Annotated in this window: 17 protein-coding genes; 16 read left to right on the top strand and 1 reads right to left on the bottom strand. The window is 43.5% G+C overall.

The features are described 5' to 3' along the window. Nucleotides 1-24 precede the first annotated feature (24 nt). A complete protein-coding gene (locus GXP65_RS01415) occupies nt 25-1,329 on the bottom strand; it encodes a type VI secretion system ImpA family N-terminal domain-containing protein (protein ID WP_162091804.1) in 1,305 nt (434 codons plus the stop codon). A gap of 623 nt (nt 1,330-1,952) precedes the next feature. Here GXP65_RS01415 and GXP65_RS01410 point away from each other — a divergent pair. The 16 genes from GXP65_RS01410 (at nt 1,953) to GXP65_RS01335 (ending at nt 21,249) form a co-directional block, all read left to right on the top strand. Continuing rightward, nucleotides 1,953-2,552, top strand: a complete 600-nt coding sequence (locus GXP65_RS01410) for a hypothetical protein (protein WP_103414316.1) — start codon at nt 1,953-1,955, stop codon at nt 2,550-2,552. Between the two features lie 9 nt (nt 2,553-2,561). After that, entirely contained in the window at nt 2,562-4,076 is a 1,515-nt protein-coding gene (locus GXP65_RS01405; RefSeq protein WP_162091803.1) for an FHA domain-containing protein, read from the top strand. After that, nucleotides 4,069-4,569: a type VI secretion system lipoprotein TssJ gene (gene tssJ / locus GXP65_RS01400; protein ID WP_077201632.1), complete on the top strand. Its 501-nt coding sequence runs from the start codon at nt 4,069-4,071 to the stop codon at nt 4,567-4,569. The genes GXP65_RS01405 and tssJ overlap by 8 nt, the downstream gene beginning before the upstream one ends. 11 nt (nt 4,570-4,580) lie before the next feature. After that, nucleotides 4,581-5,906, top strand: a complete 1,326-nt coding sequence (gene tssK / locus GXP65_RS01395) for a type VI secretion system baseplate subunit TssK (protein WP_005426887.1) — start codon at nt 4,581-4,583, stop codon at nt 5,904-5,906. After that, nucleotides 5,903-6,694 carry a type IVB secretion system protein IcmH/DotU gene (icmH, locus tag GXP65_RS01390; protein ID WP_005449458.1) on the top strand — a complete coding sequence of 264 codons (792 nt, stop codon included), beginning with the start codon at nt 5,903-5,905 and terminating at the stop codon, nt 6,692-6,694. Before tssK ends, icmH begins: the two co-directional genes overlap by 4 nt. A 149-nt stretch (nt 6,695-6,843) precedes the next feature. Further along, nucleotides 6,844-8,367: a PAAR-like domain-containing protein gene (locus GXP65_RS01385; RefSeq protein WP_162091802.1), complete on the top strand. Its 1,524-nt coding sequence runs from the start codon at nt 6,844-6,846 to the stop codon at nt 8,365-8,367. Continuing rightward, on the top strand, nt 8,364-9,080 hold the full coding sequence (locus GXP65_RS01380; RefSeq protein WP_162091801.1) for an AHH domain-containing protein: 717 nt from the start codon (nt 8,364-8,366) through the stop codon (nt 9,078-9,080). Before GXP65_RS01385 ends, GXP65_RS01380 begins: the two co-directional genes overlap by 4 nt. After that, nucleotides 9,080-9,715 carry a DUF1629 domain-containing protein gene (locus GXP65_RS01375; RefSeq protein ID WP_162091800.1) on the top strand — a complete coding sequence of 212 codons (636 nt, stop codon included), beginning with the start codon at nt 9,080-9,082 and terminating at the stop codon, nt 9,713-9,715. The genes GXP65_RS01380 and GXP65_RS01375 overlap by 1 nt, the downstream gene beginning before the upstream one ends. Before the next feature lie 5 nt (nt 9,716-9,720). Then, complete coding sequence (locus GXP65_RS01370) at nt 9,721-10,212, top strand: hypothetical protein (protein ID WP_162091799.1); 492 nt, start codon at nt 9,721-9,723, stop codon at nt 10,210-10,212. Between the two features lie 89 nt (nt 10,213-10,301). Next, on the top strand, nt 10,302-10,712 hold the full coding sequence (locus GXP65_RS01365) for a hypothetical protein (protein WP_162091798.1): 411 nt from the start codon (nt 10,302-10,304) through the stop codon (nt 10,710-10,712). Between the two features lie 234 nt (nt 10,713-10,946). After that, nucleotides 10,947-13,103, top strand: coding sequence for a TonB-dependent receptor (locus tag GXP65_RS01360; protein WP_162091797.1), 2,157 nt, complete (start codon nt 10,947-10,949; stop codon nt 13,101-13,103). Further along, nucleotides 13,097-13,636, top strand: a complete 540-nt coding sequence (locus tag GXP65_RS01355; protein ID WP_162091796.1) for a YfiR family protein — start codon at nt 13,097-13,099, stop codon at nt 13,634-13,636. The genes GXP65_RS01360 and GXP65_RS01355 overlap by 7 nt, the downstream gene beginning before the upstream one ends. Continuing rightward, complete coding sequence (locus tag GXP65_RS01350) at nt 13,633-15,549, top strand: diguanylate cyclase (RefSeq protein ID WP_005426921.1); 1,917 nt, start codon at nt 13,633-13,635, stop codon at nt 15,547-15,549. The genes GXP65_RS01355 and GXP65_RS01350 overlap by 4 nt, the downstream gene beginning before the upstream one ends. Nucleotides 15,550-15,847: 298 nt before the next feature. Further along, nucleotides 15,848-19,498, top strand: a complete 3,651-nt coding sequence (locus GXP65_RS01345; protein WP_162091795.1) for a transporter substrate-binding domain-containing protein — start codon at nt 15,848-15,850, stop codon at nt 19,496-19,498. Next, nucleotides 19,491-20,645 (top strand): EAL domain-containing protein, encoded by a 1,155-nt coding sequence (locus GXP65_RS01340; RefSeq protein ID WP_162091794.1) that lies wholly within the window; start codon nt 19,491-19,493, stop codon nt 20,643-20,645. The genes GXP65_RS01345 and GXP65_RS01340 overlap by 8 nt, the downstream gene beginning before the upstream one ends. Before the next feature lie 4 nt (nt 20,646-20,649). Further along, complete coding sequence (locus GXP65_RS01335; protein WP_045372198.1) at nt 20,650-21,249, top strand: response regulator transcription factor; 600 nt, start codon at nt 20,650-20,652, stop codon at nt 21,247-21,249. Nucleotides 21,250-21,255: the final 6 nt, after the last annotated feature.

Here is a 21,255-nt window from a genome sequence, read left to right as displayed (position 1 = left end):
CCTATAGTTTCTTTACTTGTATTGTTATTTATTGTCGTTTGTTGCAGCTTGCAACTGGTTAATCTTATATAGGTAGGTGTTCAGTAAAAGGAGGGAGCGTTCAATTTCCTTTTGCTGCGCATTCTTTTCTGCGTACTCAATCCGCCCAAGAAGTGGGAACAGCGAATTGCTGTATTCATACGCTTTCTTCGAGTCCTTGTCTGTGTTCTGTTTCGCTACGTTGGCAAATACCGTCCTAGCATAGGCAAAGCGTTTGTATATGACATCGAATTCATTTTCGAAACGAGAACGTTGGTCTAAAAAATTCTCTCGAAGTTGCTGAGCAGATGATGAATCCGGGTAGATCTCCGTCAATTCACTAGTAAGCTCATCAATGGTATTCACTTCGCTGACTTTCACGGGGTCGATTGCCCAATCGGTCATTAATGTATCAAGGCGTTCGACCGTCGCAGAACGTAAAGCGATGCGGTGTTCTTTGTTCTCAACGCTCAACGAATCGACGATTGTTGCTAGCTGTGTTAGTGACGAGTGTTCAATGTCATCTTTCAGAGTCTGGTATTTGTGCTGCTTGTAAACAAAGTGGGAAGCAAATGCGACGACAAGCAATCCAATAACAGAAAATACAACCGCGCGGCTGGACTTAGGCGCTTCTTTTACTTGCGGCTGAGGCGTCGGCTTGGTTTCTGTTTTAGATGGCGGCGCAATATTGACTTGGATGCCACCTGGATTCGATGGTGTTTCTGGCTTCGCTTGTTTGACTTCTAATGCTTTGGCTTCCTTCGCTTTTGTTTCTTTAATCTCTTCAATCCATTGGTTCAATATACGACGAATGCGACCGAATGATGGCGCTTTAATCCCATAATGTAGGCGCAGTTCTTCTTCGATGCGTAAACACAGTTGATGCGCCGCTTCAATAAGCGGGAGCTCTTCTGGTAAGGCTCGATGCTTTTTAATTCGCTTCTCAGTGTATTCGACCATCCACTCGATGGCACTGATACGTGCATTGGCCTTCGCGTGCTCTGGGTAGGCGGTGTACCAATACACAACACATAAGTCGAGCAGTGAGTTCAAGCCTTCAACCAAGCCTTTTAAGCCATCGTTGTGCGTAGCCGCCACGGTAAAGTAGCAACTACAACGAAAATCTTTCCCCTGAGTACTAAGAATTTTCTTAGAAAGTGTTTGAATCGTTTTCCATGATACTCGACCAGTCACTTTATTCAGGTTATTTATCTGGCGCTTAATTTCGTCAAAATCATCTAAGCCATTAGGGTTTGAGCCGCTTGGATTACTTTCATCGATCGGCCTTCTAGCGAAGTCGCTGAAAAACATATTTTCCAATTCCAACTGATTATATGAAAGGTAGTCAGCCGACTTTTTAATTATAAAGACGGGACTATCATCTTTTTTTTGATGGATTTTATAGGCAAAAGAAAGAAATAGAATAATAAATAATATCTAAATCAATATAATTTAACTTAGTGTGACATTCGTTCACAAAATTGAAGGTTTATGCTGATTTTTTTGGCATTACATTAAGTGATGTGCATTCCAATAATTGAGACAAAGGTGCTGGTTAATACATTTTTAATATTTATGTCAGTTATGATTTCGTCTAATAGTTTGAAGTAAGGTCAGATTATTAAAATTAAGATTACCTTGATTAGTTCCCACTTGAATAGTTTTTGTTAATGAAAGTTTTCAGTTTGTTTTCATGATGCGAATGTATGCGTCTCTAATTAAGTTGTATCTAATTTAGGGTATGTGATTAATTTTCTGATTTTTTGATGGAATAGAGTCAACCGTTTAAATGAATATAACGCTAGTTAAATTGCTTTTATTTGTAGGTGAATTACCTTATTTGATGGCGCTATTTTTTACCATATTGAAAAAGAAAAGAGACTTGATATCTTTCGCCCCTGAATATTATTACAAGGTTTTCCAAGAGGGACGAAATGCTAAAACCAAGTCAAGTTGGGCTAATCTCAGCCATGTGCCTATTTTCTACTTTTGCGGTTGCTAAAGGGGAACGATACGGCGGCTCAGTCAATATGCTAACGATTGAAAGTATTGACTATGACGAAGGTTCTAGTGGTGACGTAGATACCTTGCGATACGGACTTGTACACACTCGCCCTATTGATGAGAACAACAATCGCTGGCGCTGGTGGCTTGGCTTGAACTACCTTGCAGAAGATGTTGATGCACCTTCAAATGGCGTTTATCAAGAAGTGACTAACTACGAGTTCCGTGTCGTTCCTCAATACGCATTGAGCTCTTGGAGCATCTTTACTCCTTACATCGGTGCTGGTTTGTCATTAGGTTACTCTCAATACTCCAACCGCTGGAAGGTAGACTCAGACGGCTTTCGTTACGAAGCGATTGAAGATATCGACCAGTTTGAACTTGGTGCGGTAGTAACGCTTGGTACTGCAATCAAACTTGGCAGTAATCCAGATGCACACATCCAAATCATCCCTCAAGCTTCCTACATTCTTCCTGTGGTCAATGATGGAATTGGTGGGTTAGAGCTGTCTGTTTCTCTATTATTTTAAGGTTTAGCAATGCAAACACATCAGCTAGTCCTATTCATTTCAAAGTGCCCGGAGGAATATACGGGCGCGAAGCATGTTGAAATGCCAGAAGGTGGTGGTTCAGTCGGTCGAGCACCGAGCTCTACACTACCTTTAACTGATCATAACCGTTTCATCTCTGGCACACATTGTCTGATCAGCGTATACGGAGACACGTACTACATCAGCGATGTGTCGACTAACGGCACAATGGTGAATGGTAACAAAATACTAAAGAACCAACCTGTGTCCATCGTTGATGGCGATGTGATTTCTCTGGGTCAATACGAAATTGGTGTTTCGTTGGAGCATGTAACGGCAGCGCAAGATATTGCTTCTGACATTGCGCCAGAACGTGTATCGAATGATCCACTCGTTAATCTAGGTGAGGCGGTAGTAGAAGAGGAAGAAAAAGTCGGTGCATTAGAAGACTTGTTCATGGAGACCAAGCAAGACGATGTCGATACTGACGATCCTATTGCGCATCTAAAGTTTTCGATGCAGCGTGAAGACGACCATCTTATCCGCGATGTCGAAAAGTCAGAGCCTGCAAAGGCTAAGCCAATCGAAAACACGCGACAAGTCGTTGATGACAGCTTCAGCATCCATTCTGAATTCGATATTCCAAACTTAATCCCGGAAGACTGGTTGGGAGGCGCTGCCACGAGTAAAGCATCTGTCGAACCCGTGGCAGAACAAACTAAGCAAGCGGCGTTCATTCCAGAAGATTTTGCGCAAACGGAAGCCGTTCCACTTCAAGCTCGTAGGGTGGAACCAGAGGTTACCCAGCCTCAACAGCCTCAATATCAAACACCACTTGATCACGCGACATCAAATGTTGCTCAAAGAGCAGAGCCTGTTGGTCAGAAATGGGAAGAGGTAACGCAAGCTTTTATTCCATCAGCACAACCTACTCAGCCAGAAACGAAAGCGACAGAGAATCAAGTCGGCTTTGTAAGCAATGATTCACTAGGAGCCGAGAGTGCTACGCATTCTTCCGATATCGGTAAAGCATTTTATGAAGGTTTGGGTATTAGCAACCCAGATCTGATCAGCAACGAAGCTCTGTTGTTTAAACAGATGGGTACATGTCTTCGTTTATGTATCGATAACCTGCAAAAAGACCTGCATGAAGTTGAGTCACTCAAAGGTGAACAGGGTTTAAGTGAAGCGGATTCAAACTTAGCGGAGCTGATGCTGACGCTAAATAGCCAGAACTTGCTGTCTCCGAATGAATTGGTGGAGCAAATGTTGGATGAGCTCAACGATCATCAAATTATTTTTAACAAGGCTCTCAATGAGTTGCTGATTGAACAATCAGAGACGAATGACCCTGTCACGTTTGCAAACGACGTCGCAAGTAAATCCATGTTCACCACCAAATCAAAGCTATGGGGTGAGTATCTTGAGTTTTACGCCAATAACCGTCGCCAAATGAATGAGACGTCATTGAAAGGCTTGATCAAGAAAAACTACACCAAAGCGATTAAGGGAAGCCATGCGTAGTATAGCTATATTACTCGGATGCGCTTTGCTATCCGGTTGTTCCATGTGGGGGCAATTTAAAGAATCAACAGGTATTACGCCAGAAACGTCCTCAATTGAATTAGTGATTGAGGCTTCTTCGGTTCTGAATGTTCGTGAAGGTGGGCAATCCTCTCCAGTTATTTTGCGAGTTCATGAGCTGACATCACCCGTGTTGTTTCGCAGCTTAGACTTCTTCGCTTTGTTTGAGAACGATAAAGCATCACTGGGTGATGAATACATAAAACGTTATGAATACCAAATGCAGCCTGGTGAAAAGATCCACGAATTCTTGGAGCTTGATCCAGCAACCCGTGCGGTTGGATTCTCAGTCGCGTTTCGCGATATCGACGGCTCTTCTTGGCGTAAAGTCGAAGTGATTGAAGAGAAGAGCGAGTACTACATAAAGCTCAAGTTAGAAGGCAGTGAGTTAATTTCTGATAACACTCGCGGCATTGAACAAGTTTACTTTTAAGGAATAAAAGCATGTCTTTATACAATCCAGTTGTTTGGCAAGATGGAATGTTCATGAAGCCGCAGCACTTTCAGCAACTCGATCGTTCGCAAAGTAAACTGTCGAGCATGCTGAGCGCAAATGCATCACCTTTGCATTGGGGCATTAAGCGTTTAGAGATTAACTCGCAACTGCTGGCGTTGGGCAAAATTGGTATCACTCGTGCTGAAGGTATTCTTCAAGACAGAACGCCATTTGAGTTGCCGCTGCTGGCCGAACTTCCAGAAGTGAAAGACGTTGATCCTTCGATTGCTGACAAGGTGGTTTACCTTTGTTGTCCGCTACCTTCTGAGCGCTCTGAGCTATTCGGCACTAAGAAAGACGGCGCACGTTACACGATGGAATCTCAAGAGGCGGTTGACGCTTGTTATGATTCGGAAGACATGGCGAACATCGTAGTCGGTAAGCTTAACTTCTGTTTGATGTATGACCATGAAGATAAGAGTGCTTACACATCGATTCCAATTCTAAAGATCTCAGAAGTAAAGCCAGATGGCAGTGTTATCTTGGATGAAAGCTTTATTCCGACTTGCATCGATATTCACGCTTCAACCGTGCTGAACAAGTTCGCCACCGAATTCGCATCCATGCTGAAACACCGTGCAGAATCTATCGTTCAGCGCTTAGGTGTGGTTGATCAGCAAGGTGTGTCTTCAGTTTCTGATTTCATGCTGCTCCAAGCTTTAAACCGATACGAGCCATTATTCTGGCATTTTGCGAGTGCCGAAGGCGTTCATCCTGAATCGTTTTACCGCATTCTTCTTCAGGCAGAAGGTGAGCTTTCGACTTTGTGTTCAGCGTCTCGTCGTCCAGTCGAGTTCACCAAATACAACCATGGCGACCTAACCAGTTGTCTATCGCGTACATTGGATAGTGCGAAGATGACACTAAGTGTGATGTCTGAGCAACGTGCAATCCCACTGACGTTGAGAGACCAAAACTATGGTATTAGAACGGCAGCGATTCCAGACAGCAAGATCATCGATACCACAACCTTTATTCTTGCGGTTAAAGCTGATGTTACTTTGGATGTTCTACATACTCAGTTTGTTAGCCAAACGAAGATCGGTTCTATCGATAACATTCGTGACTTGATTAACCTTCAACTGCCGGGTATCGAGATCAAACCAATGCCAGTCGTACCTCGTGCATTGCCTTACCACGCAGGTTACACCTACTTCGAACTGGATAAGACAGGCGAAGAGTGGGCAGCACTGAAAAACACGGCTGCGATTGCGGTTCACGTAGCGGGTGACTTTGCTAACTTGTCATTGCAACTATGGGCTGTTCGTCTATGAGTTACGCAGAAACCGACGTCACTGTAGTTTTATTCCAACCAGAGCCTGGCAAACCGATGGAGGTGATGCCAGCGCCTGACTTGTCTCGTAATATCGCGGTACAAGACCTAAACATCGAAAACATGGGCATCAACCCTTTGGTCGATCAATTCTCATGGTTGATCGCCAGCTTGTCTTGTATGTCCTCAATTCCTTGGCTTGATGACCCAATGCCGTTCCGTGAACAAGTGGCTCGCGAGATAAGAAAAGGCGAACGTAAGCTCAATGAAATGGAATTGGATCGCGCATCCATTTTGGTCATCCGATACTGTTTGTGTGCTGCGATTGATGAATCGGTTTGCCGACAAGAGTGGGGCGCTAACAGCCATTGGAGCCAGAACAGTTTGTTGTCCGAGTTCCACAATGAAACATCTGGCGGCGATAAGTTCTTCGTTATTCTCGAGCGTTTAAAAGCAGACCCGCGCAAATACCGTCACGTCATCGAATTTTTGTATTTGCTGCTTCAACTTGGCTTTCAGGGAAAGTACGGCCGTGAAGAGCGCGGTAACGAAAAGCTCGCAGAAATCGGTAATACCATTTATCGCTTAGTGCGTGATGAACGACTGGCGGAGCAAGAGAAAGTCTCTCTGGTTAACCTTAAGGCCAAATACCTTAAAAAACCGTTAAAAAGGGTGATCTCACCCAAGCTGATTTTAGGCATCAGTGCGATCACCTTCGCGATCATGTATGCCGCGACCTACATCGTTATAGATTTAAAGTTCCAGCAATTGCTTGAAGTGTATCGATAAACAGAAGATCTCGAAATGAGATCTTCTGCCAGTTTTAAGCTTTATCGTGAATGTCACTAGTGGTTTAGTGAAATTCACTAGTCATTTAGAGAGATTGCAATATGCGATCTCTTTTATTATTCAATCAACAAAGTTCAAATGGATTGGTTATGGGCGTAACAGTTGGTGCAAATGGACTTTCGATAGTTCATAAAGGCTCAGGTGGTGAAGCGAATGCAACGCTCCCAGATGTTTGTTTAACGAAGGTCGGTAAGCCGATCGTTCCTATTCCTTATGGCAACAATGCTAAATCAGCAGATCTTGCTGGTGGCACAACGACTATCTCTATGGATGGTGGCAACAGTGTCGCAATCAAAGGCAGTACATTCTCAAAAAGTACCGGTGATGCGGGCGGCGATAAAAAAGGCGTCGCATCCGGCACGATAGAAGCCGAAGCAAAATTCATCTCAGCCTCACCAACGGTTAAATTTGAAGGCAAGGGCGTATGTCGCCTGTCTGATCAAATGACCATGAACAAAGCCAACACTATGTGTTTGGGCGGCGCACAAAACCCATCGGTTTCTGTTACGGAAGATCAGGAAGGGACGTATACGGTTGACTTGTACCTCTCTTACTCAGACGGTGAACCCGTTCAAGGCGCAACTTACACTCTAACCGATCAATCTGGCGCCGTATTTGAAGGAACATTAGACAACAACGGTAAGGCTTCGGTCGGTGGCGTTGCTCCGGGTGAGTTTGCCATAGAGTACGGTGAGGACAGTCGCGACTTTATGCCGAATGTTCCAACTAAGACCAATCCGAACTTTAATCCTAGTGCTAACGCTCAACTGATCATTGAAGAAACAAAGAAAGGCGAAGTTGGTTTCTGGGAAAATGCTTGGACGCGAATGTCTGGTGCTGCCAGCTGGATTTGGGGTGTGATTCTTGGTGATTTCAACGATGATGCTTCTGTCGAGCAGATCATCGCCAATACGGCGCTGACGATGATTCCTGTTGTAGACCAAGCTGCTGATGTACGCGATTTATCTGCGAACATTATGACTTTGTTGAGTGAAGAAGAGCGTGATAAGCCCGAAAATTGGTTAGCACTTTCACTTACCCTTGTCGGCTGTGTTCCTACGTTTGGTAGTGCGGTTAAAGGCACATGTAAAGTTGCGCTAAAAGGCGGTAAAGGAACATCAAAAGATACTTTGCTGGCCGTTTTAAGAGGCATGGGTAAAGGCGATCCAGAAAAATTCTTGCGCACGTTAGATTGGGTGGATTACGCCAAGCAAACCAGCCAGATTGTTAGCGATGTTCTAAAACCTTGTATTGAAGTGGCAACTGAGCTGGCTTCATACGCAAACAGAATGGGCGCAGATGAGCTCGGCGCGTATTTCTTGAAGTTAGCGGATGAGGTAAAAATCATCGATAAGATGGTGCCGGACAAGCTTAAAGAGGCGATGGGCGAGTTTGATAAGCTTTTTGCTCGCATCTTAGGTAAGGGCGAGAAAACTTACCCAGCAAAAGTAAAACATAATACCGGTGAGTCTGCTCAGTCAGGAAGGAAAAATGACAAAACTCAAGAAAAGCGTCAAGAAGGGGTGCAACGGTGTCAGTGTTGTAAGAGGCTCATAACCAAAAATATGAAACACTGTGTTGTTAGCAAGAATAAAGGTGCTAAACGGAAATGAATAAACAAGTTAATGATTCAGCTCAGAAGCAAAAGCACATATTAAAAACTAGAACTGGGTGTCATCTTTCTTCACATCACTTAATAAGTTATCAGTTATTCTATAGATTAACGACAGAAAGAATCAATCAAATGGAAGCTCATAGTTACAGTTGGAATAGCGGTTCTAATATTGTGCTACTTCCTCACGACGGAGGAAGTAGCATTAGTAAAGACGTTGCTTGTTTCTACTATCTTCCTTTTCACACTAGTGCCCATCAAGGTAAAGATATCGCTAACCATTGGGAAAAATCTGGAACAAACAAGGCAGTCAATAACCCCTTTGCACCAAACAGTCAACAATCTAAAGGTAAAGTTACAGAGATGTACATGAGGGATAAGAAGGCGCTTGACTCTCGTTCCTTCAAAGGTTATCACAAAAGTATTCTTAGTGATTTCAAGACAGTACTCAAAAAGCTAAAATGTAATCTGACAAATGTTGTTTATCAGGGACATTTGAATACCTTGTCGAAGGAAATTTGTTTAGATGTAAGTGAGTTTAATCTTCTTTTAAGTAATACAGGTTATTCTTTTAAAGAAAATCAATATGGCTGTGGAAGCATTGAGTGTGAAGGGCGTCTACACTCCAATGTTTCTACCGATTGGCCAGACTTATCGGATGTAAAGAATGAAATATTTATTGGTTCACGATTAAGATTGTTAAAGGAACTTTAATGGAATTAGCGTATATAAACGAAAATACTGATGAAAGTGATGCGATGTTTATGTGCTCGGATAAAAGAGAGTATTTATATGAGGATTTGGAGTTCATTCCTATAAGCGCATTGAATCCGATTATTTGGGAAGATGAAGATAGTTATTCAGAAGCTGTTTTTGATATAACAAACTCAGGAGACTTAAGTGTCACTAGAGCAATTGCAAATGTTTTTATGAGTTTCGATCCGTATGGAATCGCTGTTTTGCCGAACAGATTAGAGTGTATGGATGGGCTATCGACTCAAGAACGATATATCATAGCTATAAATAATGAGTTAGATGTGTTGGATGAGGAAAAATCTGTTGTTGAATCTATCGTTGAGCATTATGACCCAGAAGAGCATGGTCATGAGGTACCACTTGACGAACGAGAGTCTTTTCATTCTATTATTGTCCATAAACTGTATATTGATGAAAAAAAACTCAAATCTTATCCAATGTGTCGGAGACACATTTTTAGGGTTGTAGGCACAAACAGCGTATTCTTTTCTTCAGAAATATACGAGGAGTTATACAATATAGCTCTCGAAGGTTTGGCCTGTGGGCTAACTGCTTTTAAGTTTGATATTAATGAAGAGGCTCCAAGGAGGTAAGTTAAATGATAAGTGAATACTCAATACTCACACGGAAAGGCATTAATAACTTCCCATTCCAGCAAAGCCCCAAGCCAATTGTGCCAGTAGAGCCCGATTTGCTTTTGGAAATGACTTTTTCTCCAAAGCTATTTATCATCAGTGATATTGCATCAGAAGTAGAGAAACTGGTTGTACACGGAGTAGAGTGGTTAGACGCTCGCGTGGATTGTTCTCCAAGCCAACCAACAGATGATCAAATTAAAGTTTACGAAGATTATCGAATGCCTTATATCCATCAAACTTATAAATTGACGGACAAAGAAAAACAATACGGCAAGTTGAACTGGTTAGACATCGAATCAACAGAGTTTGACTTCTCTAAATTAGAAAATATTCCTTTAGAAGAGCGATTAATATTTAAACTAGAAGAAGATTTTGGCTTCGTTTTCATTCACCAAAGTGTGATTGACCTTCTTAAAAAAGACGTCAAGGACGTTTGGGTAAGGGATGTATAATGATAAGCGCTGAAAGGCGCTTTTCTTTTCTAGAAGGTCATGTACACGCATGACAAAAATAATAACTAACACTACAGTGGTTAGGAATAATGAATAAAACAATTAAATTAACTTTGCTGCTTGCAGCAGCGACATCGGTTGTTGGCTGTCAAACTATGCCGAGTCAAGCATTGCCTTCTACGGCAACTCAAGAAACTATTGAACATGCGAAAGCTGAACTCGATGGACAACGTTTCTTCAAGCTTAATGAATATGACCAAGCGATTGAGGTTTCTGACGACGGGGTCATTGTGTTCAAGTCTTACTTACCTCGTAGCGGCGGTTACGAATGGGTGCCTGTCGTAATTCAGGACAGCAGTTTTCATGTGTCATGTGACTATTTCCGCGAGTTTGTAGATGCAGGAATGGTAGTGCAGGCACAGTTTGTCGGTAAGGGTGGGCGTATTGAATACTATGATAAACAACGTTGTGAAGAGCACGGCGAACCTGTTTGGAATTAAAACGTTTCTATTAAAGCGCCTGTCGGCGCTTTTTTACTCTCTATACCCAACACCCACTATCTGATACATCAATTAATCGTCTCGACAAAAATAACTTAGCGTAATTGGTGTTGGTTTAAAATGAACCGAAAAAACGTAAATGGTATACTGTATTCATATAGATACACTGTGATTTAACGTTTGAGCCTCTTCCCTAAGTTCCATATTTAGTGTTCAAACGTTGAGAAATACCCTATGCGTTTGTCGTTAAACCTCGTGATTGCATCCACGTTTGGAGCGGTAGCTCCTGCCTCTGCTAACTATGACCTTGATTCTCTACTTGAAATGCCACTGTGCTCTTTGGCGGAAACCAAGGTTGTCTCCGCTACACGAACCTCGCAATCCCTTGCTGATACACCCGCCTCTGTTTATGTCATTACCGCGAAAGAGATTAGACGCTCTGGTGCGCGCTCGGTTGCTGATGCGCTATCTTTGGCACCCGGTCTTCATGTCGCAAAATACTCCAACTACGATTGGGGAGTGACGGTGCGTGGTAATAACGAAACCTTGAACAATAAAATGTTGGTCATGGTCGATGGCCGTAGCGTTTTTAACCCAATGTCTTCAGGTGTCGATTGGGATTTGATCCCTGTCAGCATGGAGAATATCTCTCAGATCGAAATCGTACTTGGCCCGGTCGGCACGGTATGGGGTGGCAATGCCGTAACAGGTATTATTAATGTCATCACAAAAGAAGCGGATGGTGCAGCAAAAGGGAAGGTGTCTGCTAGCTTCGGAAACTACAACTACAGTGAATATCAGCTCCATCATGCTGGCTCTGTTGGTGAATACGCAAACTACAGTCTTTACGGTGAGTTTGTTGATCATATGCCGTGGACAAGTGATGAAGCGCGTGTGCAGCCATTCCAGCATTTCAATGTGTATACCGAGCGCTTTGGTGGTCGTTTGGATTATCAGAAGCATGAACATACATTGAGTGTACAAGCGGGTGGTATTCGTTCTCGTGAAGATTACAACTGGGGTAATTTCCAACCGCACTTTATCATGCCAGGTGCAGAACCAATGCGCACTCACGAAGCGGAAATGACGATGCAAGAGTACTTCGTTGGTGGCCATCATGTATTTGACCGCAGCAATGGCGACAGCTGGGAAAACGAGCTGTGGTTGACTTACAGTTCTAACGACAGTACCCACGCGAATGCGCAGTTTCTTAGAACCGATTTAGATTCTCACTATACTTTTTCGGACTTATGGGGAACAGAGCTCACCGTCGGTGGCAATATCCGATTGATTGATGAAAAGTTTGGTACGTTCTCCACATATGAATTGGTGACGATGCCTTACCTGCGCGTAGCAGAAGATCCAGACTTCCTAAACCAGTCTTACGGTTTGTACATGAACTGGAACATTCCTGTTATGGACAAAACCAAACTAACGCTGGGCAATCGCTGGCAGTACAACAACCTGACTCATGATATCGATCCACAGCCACAAGTTCGCTTGAGTTATGAACTCGCAAACAACCAAAGAATTTGGGCTGGGTGGGGTAAAGCGATTGTGACGCCTTCACGTATTGAGCTAAGCACCTACATGCGTGAAAACCAGTACATGCAGAACGTTATGTTTAGCGATAACAATTACTACGATTACTACTACAGCACGATACTCAAAGGGAATGAGGATCTCGATGTCGAATCGGTTTCTACCTATGAACTTGGGTATCGTTTTTGGGATGAGAACAGGCTGCAATTCAGCATCGGGGGCTTTTATACCCGACACGAGAACATTCGCGTATATAAAACAGAATCAGCGTCGCAAATCATCATTGGTGAAGGCTCATCGCCTGGTACGGTTGGCACGGTGGTAGAGCAGTACACCTCTCAGTTGGTGGATCCAATTTGGAGTGAGAGTTTTGGTGGCGAAATTGCTGTGAAATGGCAACCCCGCGATGCTCTCCAAATTAATGCCAACTACAGCTATAAGCGAATTGTTGGTCACTGCGAAGGTGCCATCTGCTCAAGCAATGATGCTGTGAAACGAATGATTGAAAATGAGCCAAACCATTTCGTGAATGCCCAAGTAATGTGGGACATCACGCCTCAATGGTGGGTAAGTGTCAGTGGGCAATATGTTTCTGAATCGGAACTGCATGAAGATTATGAATCGGCATTGCATCCTGTTTCTGTTGCAAATAAAGACTACAACTGGCCTGAAGTAGTGTCTTTTGATGCCTCTTTGAGTTGGCAATACAACGACTGCATGCCTGAGATTACAGCCTCAGTAGAGAATCTAGGGGCGAATCAAAGCAAAGAGTTTCCCAATAATTACAACTCTTTTGCCAATGGGACTCAGTACTGGCTGACCTTAGATTGGAATTACGCCGGATGGTAAAGCGTTTTGAGAAAACATCCGCCTTAAAGTATGGGCTCGCTCTTTGGGCCTTACTGAGTGCGACGTTGGCTTTTGCTCAGTATGACGATGCGGATTTAAAAGCGGTGTACTTGTACCGCTTTGCATTGTTAGCCGATTGGATGAACACTGGTGAACCTATCGCACCAATTGAATATTGTGTCTCTGAAAGTGACACTGTTGCGGAACATTTGAAGCGTATTGTGGCTCGCAAGCCACAGTTATCTCGTTATTTTAATCTTTCCAGTGACGTGACGCCGAGTGCTTGTCACATTCTTTACGTACCCAATGCGACGCAAACTCAAATAGAAGCGCTAAAAGAGGCGTTCCCTCATTCTTTACTGATTGGTAATGGGGAAGAGTTTGTTTTTATGGGCGGTATGGTGGCCTTTGTGAAGGTGAACAACCGTATTCGCCCTATGGTTTCGCGTGGCCATGTTGCACCTACCGGTGTTCAACTTAGAGCGCAATTACTCAGTATTTCGATCCTAGCGGAAGACGAGGGGGAGCCATGATTCGTTCTCGTCTTGCTCGCTTGCCTTTGCGTCATAAGATGATGCTGCCGACTTGGTTAATGATCACGCTGATTGTTATTGGCTTGGGGACTTTAGCTATTCAATATTTGGTGTTGGCGCAAGAAGCAGCACTTGATCGAAGAACCAATATTCTTGGACAAGGCGTTGCCAATACGCTTCAAGCGGCATTGATGTTTGATGATGCATACGCAGCAAAAGAACAATTGGTTAATTTGAGCTTTGACCCTGATGTTATTTCTGCCCTTGTTATCAATCAAAACGACCAAACCATCGCTTCGATTGAGGACTTGCCTGTTGGTTGTGAATGGCAGAAACGAACATTGGAGTGTACTCACCTAAGTGTTGTGATGCGTCATTATGATGTTGTGTTAGGTGATGAAAAGCTGGGTGCATTAGAAGTTTGGGTGTCACTGGAGAACCTACTCATCAATGAACGAAAGATGTGGCTCTCATTAGCCGTGATCGTTTTGTTACTTTCCATGTGTGCGTGGGCATTAGCTAAATTGCTGCATTCATTGATCTCATTACCTTTATTGTCACTGCATCGTTCGGTTGAACACATGAGTCGGGTTGGCGTGATTCGAAAAACACTCCCGGTTTATCACCAAGATGAAGTTGGTAAGCTGACGGCATGCTTTAATGAGATGACCATGAGCTTGGCTGAGCGTGAGTCTCAAGTAGCACAGGTTTTGAAGCGAGTAGAGGACAAAAACCGCTATATTCACAGCGCATTAGATGCGATGCAGCGTTGCGTGCTCGTTGTTTCTTCTTGCCATAAAGTCACGTACTTCAACCCGATCGCCTCGAAAGAAATGAAAGGGGTCGACGTCAATTCGGATGTTCGTACGTTGCTCACGAGTTGGTTTGAGCCTGTATCTAAAATCGAACGAATCATGTTTGCCATCGACACACACACCACGGTGAAGGGAATAGAGGTTCGTAGTTTAGATAAAACCAAGCGCTATTTGATTTCTTGTAATCCGATGGATACAGAAAAAAGCAGCTTGATCCAGTTACAGGACATCACAGAGCAAACCTTGTCTGAGCAGCGCCGTAAGTTACTTGATTTGATGTTTGACCAAAACCAAGATGCCATTTTAGTGTTAAACCGAGCACTGAGTATCCAAACCCAAAACCATGCGGCGACACAATGGTTTGGTGAGGTAGGGGCGTTAAGGACGTTAGAGCTTTTATCACCGTTTGAAGTCACTAAGGCAATTAAGCTTCGATTGCTCAAAACAGGACACTACAAGACGCATGTTGAGCTGAAAAACCAACAAGGACGAGTTATGCCTTGTGAGTTGAAAGTGCGAGTGTTGAAGAGTGAAACTGGCAGAGCGGAAGCGTTCGTGGTTTCATTTACGGATTTAACAATAGATATCGAGCTCAAGCGTCTGAATTATCAAGCGAATCACGACCCATTAACGGGTTTGGCTAACCGCTCAAAAGCGATGCGTCGTTTACAAGAGAAGCACGATTTGGGGACATCACAACATATTCTGTTTGTTGATTTGGATGGCTTTAAAGCCGTAAACGACCAATATGGGCACGCGATTGGTGACCAACTATTGAAAGTTGTCGCACAACGTTTGATGAGTTGTGTGGCAAGGCGAGACTTGGTGTCACGTTTGGCGGGTGATGAGTTTTTGATTGCGGTTCGTGAAGCGACAAGCTGTGAGCCGATTGCTCAAAGGATCATCGAGAGTCTATCCAAACCGTTTCTCTTTGGTGATATAACGTGTGGCATCTCTGCAAGCATCGGCGTGAGTTATTGGCCACGCGATGAAAATTCTTCCCTTGAAGAAAAAATCAACGAGGCGGACATGGCGATGTATTTCGCCAAAAAAGAAGGAAAGAACCAGTTTCGTTCAGGTTTAGAAACGGTTTACTAAGCGCGTTAAACGAAGGGCCATTTCTACAGAAGTGGCCTTTTTTGTTCGCATTACACGCCACGAACCACTAAATATTCCATATAACCCTGTTTAAAGGTTGTGCAATCTTTTTCCACTTTATGATGAGATGCTCTACGCAAAAGTGTTGTAGTCTAATGTGGATAATTGTGTCGGATTGTACTTACAATTCACAATAAAGCCATTTAAAAACAATAGTATATAAATACCTTCAAAATTGCCGAAGTTTGACATTTAAGCTGCACAATTTAGGCTGACCTTCCAAGTCGTGGAAGTCATTATGTTCAGCATTCTAAGAAAAAACATTCTCATTTTTGCCGCATTCACCGGAATTGCGAGCTCAACTTATTGCCTAGCAGAGGAAGAGTCTTCTGACACTGTTGTTGTAGGTGTGATTGCTCAAAAGTCTGACGACCCGAACGTGGGTAGCGAGGTCGGCACCTTCTACGGTATTAACCTCGAGTATCTGACTAACATTGCAAAGGTATTAAATCTTAAGCTTGAATTGCGCACTTACTCGGTCATTCCAGAAATTCTCAATGACATTGAAACTAACAAGATTGATGGGGCGGTAGGCTTTAGCAAAACGCCAGACCGAGAAGCTCGTTTTATTTTTTCCGATCCTTTTTTCTCTAGCACCATAGCCGTGTTGTATCGCGAAAGCAGTTATTTTAAACGAGATCCCCGTGAACTCAACTGGGTATGTGTTGTTGGAACTGTCTATTGCCAATATCTGGAAGATATGGGGGTCACAAGCGTTCGCCAAATGGAAAGTCGAGTTAACGCTTTTGAAGAGGTGAGGAGTGGGCGAGCTAACGCATTAATTTCGACTTATGTGGCTATCAACCAGTATTTAGATCAGAACGATATTGTTAATGGATCCGTGGACATTCCAAGTTGGTTGAATGAAGAAGAAGTCAGTTTCATCACTTCTAAGTCGAACCAAGAGCTTGTTGACAGAATTAACCGCATCTTAAGTTGGGAGCGTAATGGCAAGAACATTCGTTCTGTGGCATCAAAGAATCCATATCATGTGAACGACAAATTGCTGGTCGCATATCGCCGTGACCTCGGTGGTAACCAGACGATTACATACAGCAGCAGTGAAGCCGCTTTCCCTTTCCTCTATCGAAACACCCATACTGGTCGTTTAGATGGTTTCTTACCGGATTTTATTGACTTAATCCAATCTAGAACGGGCTTGAGGTTTGAATATGTTAAACCTAGCGGCAGCTTAAACAGTGGGTTGACGGCATTCAACGCGGATATCGTGCCTGTTGCCTATGTGGATTATGCTCCATCTTCAGACTGGCTTATTACCAAGCCGTTTATGCACAACAACTTTGTCGCGATTGAAGCGCTTGATCCGGAAAACCATCCACACCATCAAGCGAAATCAGGCATTCTCATGAGCCTGAAAAGACAAGGCTTGGTTAATCTCGACTCATGGAAAGAAGAACGTTTTACTCGCTATGACGATCTAAAGCAGCTATTGAGTGACCTAAAAGCAGGTGAGATTGAAGTTGCCTATGTGCCTGATGACATCGTACATAGCATGATTGCCCAAGATAATATCGATGGGCTGCTTATCAGTGAAAAGGACGTGCTCACACTCTCCATTGCGTTTGCTGTGACGGAGCATAATACCAAGTTAAAGAAAATCCTCGATAGCATTATAGATACTATTGATGCCAAAGAGATCGACAAGATCAACCGAACTTATCGCAACTTCAATCTTGTTTATGGTTATGACGAAGAAGACGTCTTTACCATCGTCCTCTTTGCAGCGGCAATGTTTGTGGTATTGCTAGCGATTGTTTATTTCGTATTGGCGCATCTCAAACTGAAAGTCAATCTTGCGGAATTAAACGCCACCAACGAAGAAAAAGAAAAGCAATGGCTCATGGACATCATCCAAGAGATTAATAGCATTGTCTTTATTCATGGTGAAGATAACCAGATTCAAATGAGCAACTGCTCTCTCTACCGCAATAAGCGTTGTAAAGGCTGTACGATAGAGAATCGAAATAGTGCGAAGCCGCTGGTGAACAACGTTGTTGAACTGAGACAGGTTATCGCAGGGAAGCGCATCTCAGATACAACTGCGGCCAAAAACTGCAAACTCGGCATCCAACATGTCTATCGTGAGCGTAAATCGATATTTTCGCCAAGTAGCAAAAAGCAATTTGTTTTAACGGTTCTCCAAGATATTACCGAGCAGCAAGAGCGTGAACTTGCTCTGATCGTTGCTCAAGAGAGAGCGCAGACTGCCGTTCGAGCGCGTGAAAACTTCTTGGCGACGATGAGTCATGAATTAAGAACGCCGTTATCGGCCGCGCATGGGTTGCTGGATTTACTCACACGACAGGAGGACAACGATTCGAGTAAAGAGTTAATTACTCAGGCCATGCGATCCTTGAACCACCTAAATTTGCTGGTGGATGAAGTGTTGGATTATTCCAAACTCGAGGCGGGGCAGTTAAAGGTCACTCCGGTAAAAACAGATGTGGTGACAACACTGTGTGATGTCGTTCGTAGCTTTGAACCTAAAGCGGTAAGCAAAGGTTTAGACTATCGAGTGACCTTCAAGCCATTTGCGAATCCATGGTTAAAAGTCGATGCCGTGCGCTTGGTACAAATTACGACAAATCTACTTTCAAATGCCGTTAAGTTTACAAGTGATGGTGAAATCAATGTCAGTGTGGCAATGAATGAAGGCCAACTGATCCTGAAAATTGCCGATACAGGCATTGGAATGACGGACTCTCAACTCGAAGGTATTTTGCAGCCCTTTGTTCAAGCCGATGACTCTATCACGCGAAAATATGGCGGTACAGGCTTGGGTCTGAGCATTGTTGACCGTCTCGTTGAGTGCATGGGCGGAGAATTATGCATTGACTCCCAGTTTGGATTAGGCACCACAGTCGTAGTGAAGCTTCCTATTATTCTTTGTGAGTCAAATCCGCGACCTGCGATTTCTTACTCGTTCTCACCTACATTGCCAGCAAATGTGCGCGATTGGTGTTTAACATGGGGTATGGGCTCTACAGATGTAAACCCCAACCTTACCGGTAAGTTTTCTTCCCAAGGAAAATACAAGGGCCTCAACTTAATTTGTGCTCGGGACAGTCACTGTGAGTTAAGTCCTGCCGAAGCAAAGTACCCAGACACCTTACTAGCACTGTTAAGTCAAGATTGCTCGCTGAGAGCAGAGACATCTCCAACACTTCAAAATGTAAGCTGGAAGCATGGCACGGTTTTGGTGGCGGAAGACAACCCAATTAACCAAAGTGTGATTACGATGCAATTGCGAGAGTTAGGTATTGAACCCGTCATTGTGAGTAATGGTTTAGAAGCTTGGCAATACGTGAATCGTGATGATCAAGTGACACTGGTTCTGACTGACTTTCATATGCCGGAAATGGATGGGTTTCAGCTGGTTAAGAAGTTGAAAGCAAATTCAGATCTCGCTTCAATCCCCGTGATTGGTGTGACGGCGGAAGACTCACGCTTAGCAAATGAACACGCCAAGAACATCGGTATTGATGACATCTTATACAAGCCTTATGACCTCGAAAAGCTCCGGTCGAAACTTCTGCCGCATCTTGGTCAAGAGAAAGAGGCAAAGTGGCCTGAATGGATCGAGAAGTTTAAAAAGAAAGACGCCCATGAGATAGCCGGTGTGTTTAAGAGCTCAATGGAGAAAGATGTTTCGAATTTGAAGATCGCAGAAACCAAACAAGAGAAGAAACGCATAATCCATGGGATAAAGGGCGCACTGGGGGCTATTGGCGTTTCGATTTTAGTCGAGCTGTGTGTTGACGCAGAAAAGGCGAGTGATGCGGATTTTGAATCTCACGTGGCGACGCTTATCAACCGAATCGAACATGAAATCAACTTAGCAGAAGATTGGATAAATGCTCATGAATAAATCACTGAATGCGATGGTGATTGATGACCATCCACTACAGATAACACTGCTCAAGCAAATGCTGCTTCGTCACGAGGTCAGTGTGTCAACTTTTGAGGACGTTGATGCCGCGATTAGACAGGCAAAAGAGTCTGATGTCGACATTATATTTTGTGATCTACAAATGCCTGACAAAGATGGGATCGACATGATGGAGATGCTCAATCAGATTGGCTACCAAGGCAAAGTTGTACTTGTTAGTGCAATGGAATTGACCATTGTTACTGCGGTTCGAGCGATGTGTGAAACGTTTAGTTTTGAAGTTCTCGGAAAGCTGCTTAAACCCTATGAGGAAAGTCAAGTCGTCGAGATGCTCAGAAGAGTAGGGGCAGAGCCAGCCAAAACTAGAAGGTTTCATCAACATATCTACCTGCAAGATCAAGAGTTTTTGTTTGCATTAGCAGAAGGTCGGGTAAAAAACTATTACCAACCCTTAGCTGACGCCAATACTGGTGAAGTCATTGGGTATGAAGCATTAGCGCGTTGGTCTCACCCAATATATGGAGTTCTCGGACCACACCGCTTCCTTTCAATCGTGGAGCGTTGTCATTTATCTGCAGAGTTATTTGAAGCAGTGTTTAGCAATGCGTTATATGACATGAAAAACCGTGGGTTCAAACATCATATCTCACTAAACGTCGATCATGAGAACCTCGAAGACCCTGAGTTTGCTAACCAATTCATAGAGCGGTGTGATGAGAACGGAATTTGTCCCGACCACTTTACGATTGAAATCACCGAACGGGATACATTTCAAAGCAGTCCCGCGTTGTATAAGAACCTACTCAAATTTCGGATGAACGGTGTGACGATCAGTATTGATGATTTTGGTACTGGGTCGTCGTCGTTAGAAAAGTTGGCTCAACTGCCTTTCAACGAACTGAAAATCGATCGCTCATTCGTACAAGGGTTAGTACATGACCCTAAAAAGAAAAATATCGTGTTAGCAATTTGTGCGCTAGCAAAAAGCCTAAACATCAGTGTCGTCGCAGAGGGGGTGGAAGACGAGAAGACACTTGACGCCATGCGCCATTACACAGTCGATGTGTGCCAAGGCTACTTCATCGACAAACCAATGCCTTTAGAAGCAATAACAATACTGAAATAAAAGAATGATGAATAAATTGAACTGTTTGATCTTTGATGATCACCCACTTGTCTGCGTTGCAATCAAATCATTGGTCGAGAGCTTAGGCATCGCCAACGAAGTAATGACAGCAACGAGTTCGAAAGACGCACTTAAGAGCCTAAAAGAGGGGAACATAGGGCTACTCATTTTGGATGTAAACCTCGCGGATTGCGATGGTTACGATTTTTACAAACGCATTAAATCTCATGGTTTTAATGGGAAAGTCATTTTCTTTTCTGCTGAGACCAGCCATATGTACAGTCAGATGGCATTTCGCTCAGGAGCGGATGGCTATGTGTGTAAATCAGAAAACCATGAAATTCTAAAAGACGCGATCGAAGCAGTGGCGAAAGGGTACTCGTTCTTCAAGTTTAAACAAACTGTGGAAGAAAGCCGAAATGTACCATCGTTATCAAGCCGAGAAAGTGCGGTGATGAAATTGCTACTTCAAGGTAAAAGCAATCGAGATATTGCGGATGTCTTATCTATTAGCGATAAAACCGTTAGCACCTATAAGAGGAGGGTTCTCGACAAGCTCAATGTTAATAATATTATTGAGCTAGCCAAGGTAATAGAAACATAATTTCGT

The organism is Vibrio sp. LB10LO1, from assembly GCF_010092875.1.
In the GTDB taxonomy this organism is placed as follows: Bacteria; Pseudomonadota; Gammaproteobacteria; order Enterobacterales; family Vibrionaceae; genus Vibrio; species Vibrio campbellii.
The sequence above is the reverse complement of the archived record's forward strand: the minus strand, read 5'-3'. Positions and strand labels throughout refer to the sequence as shown.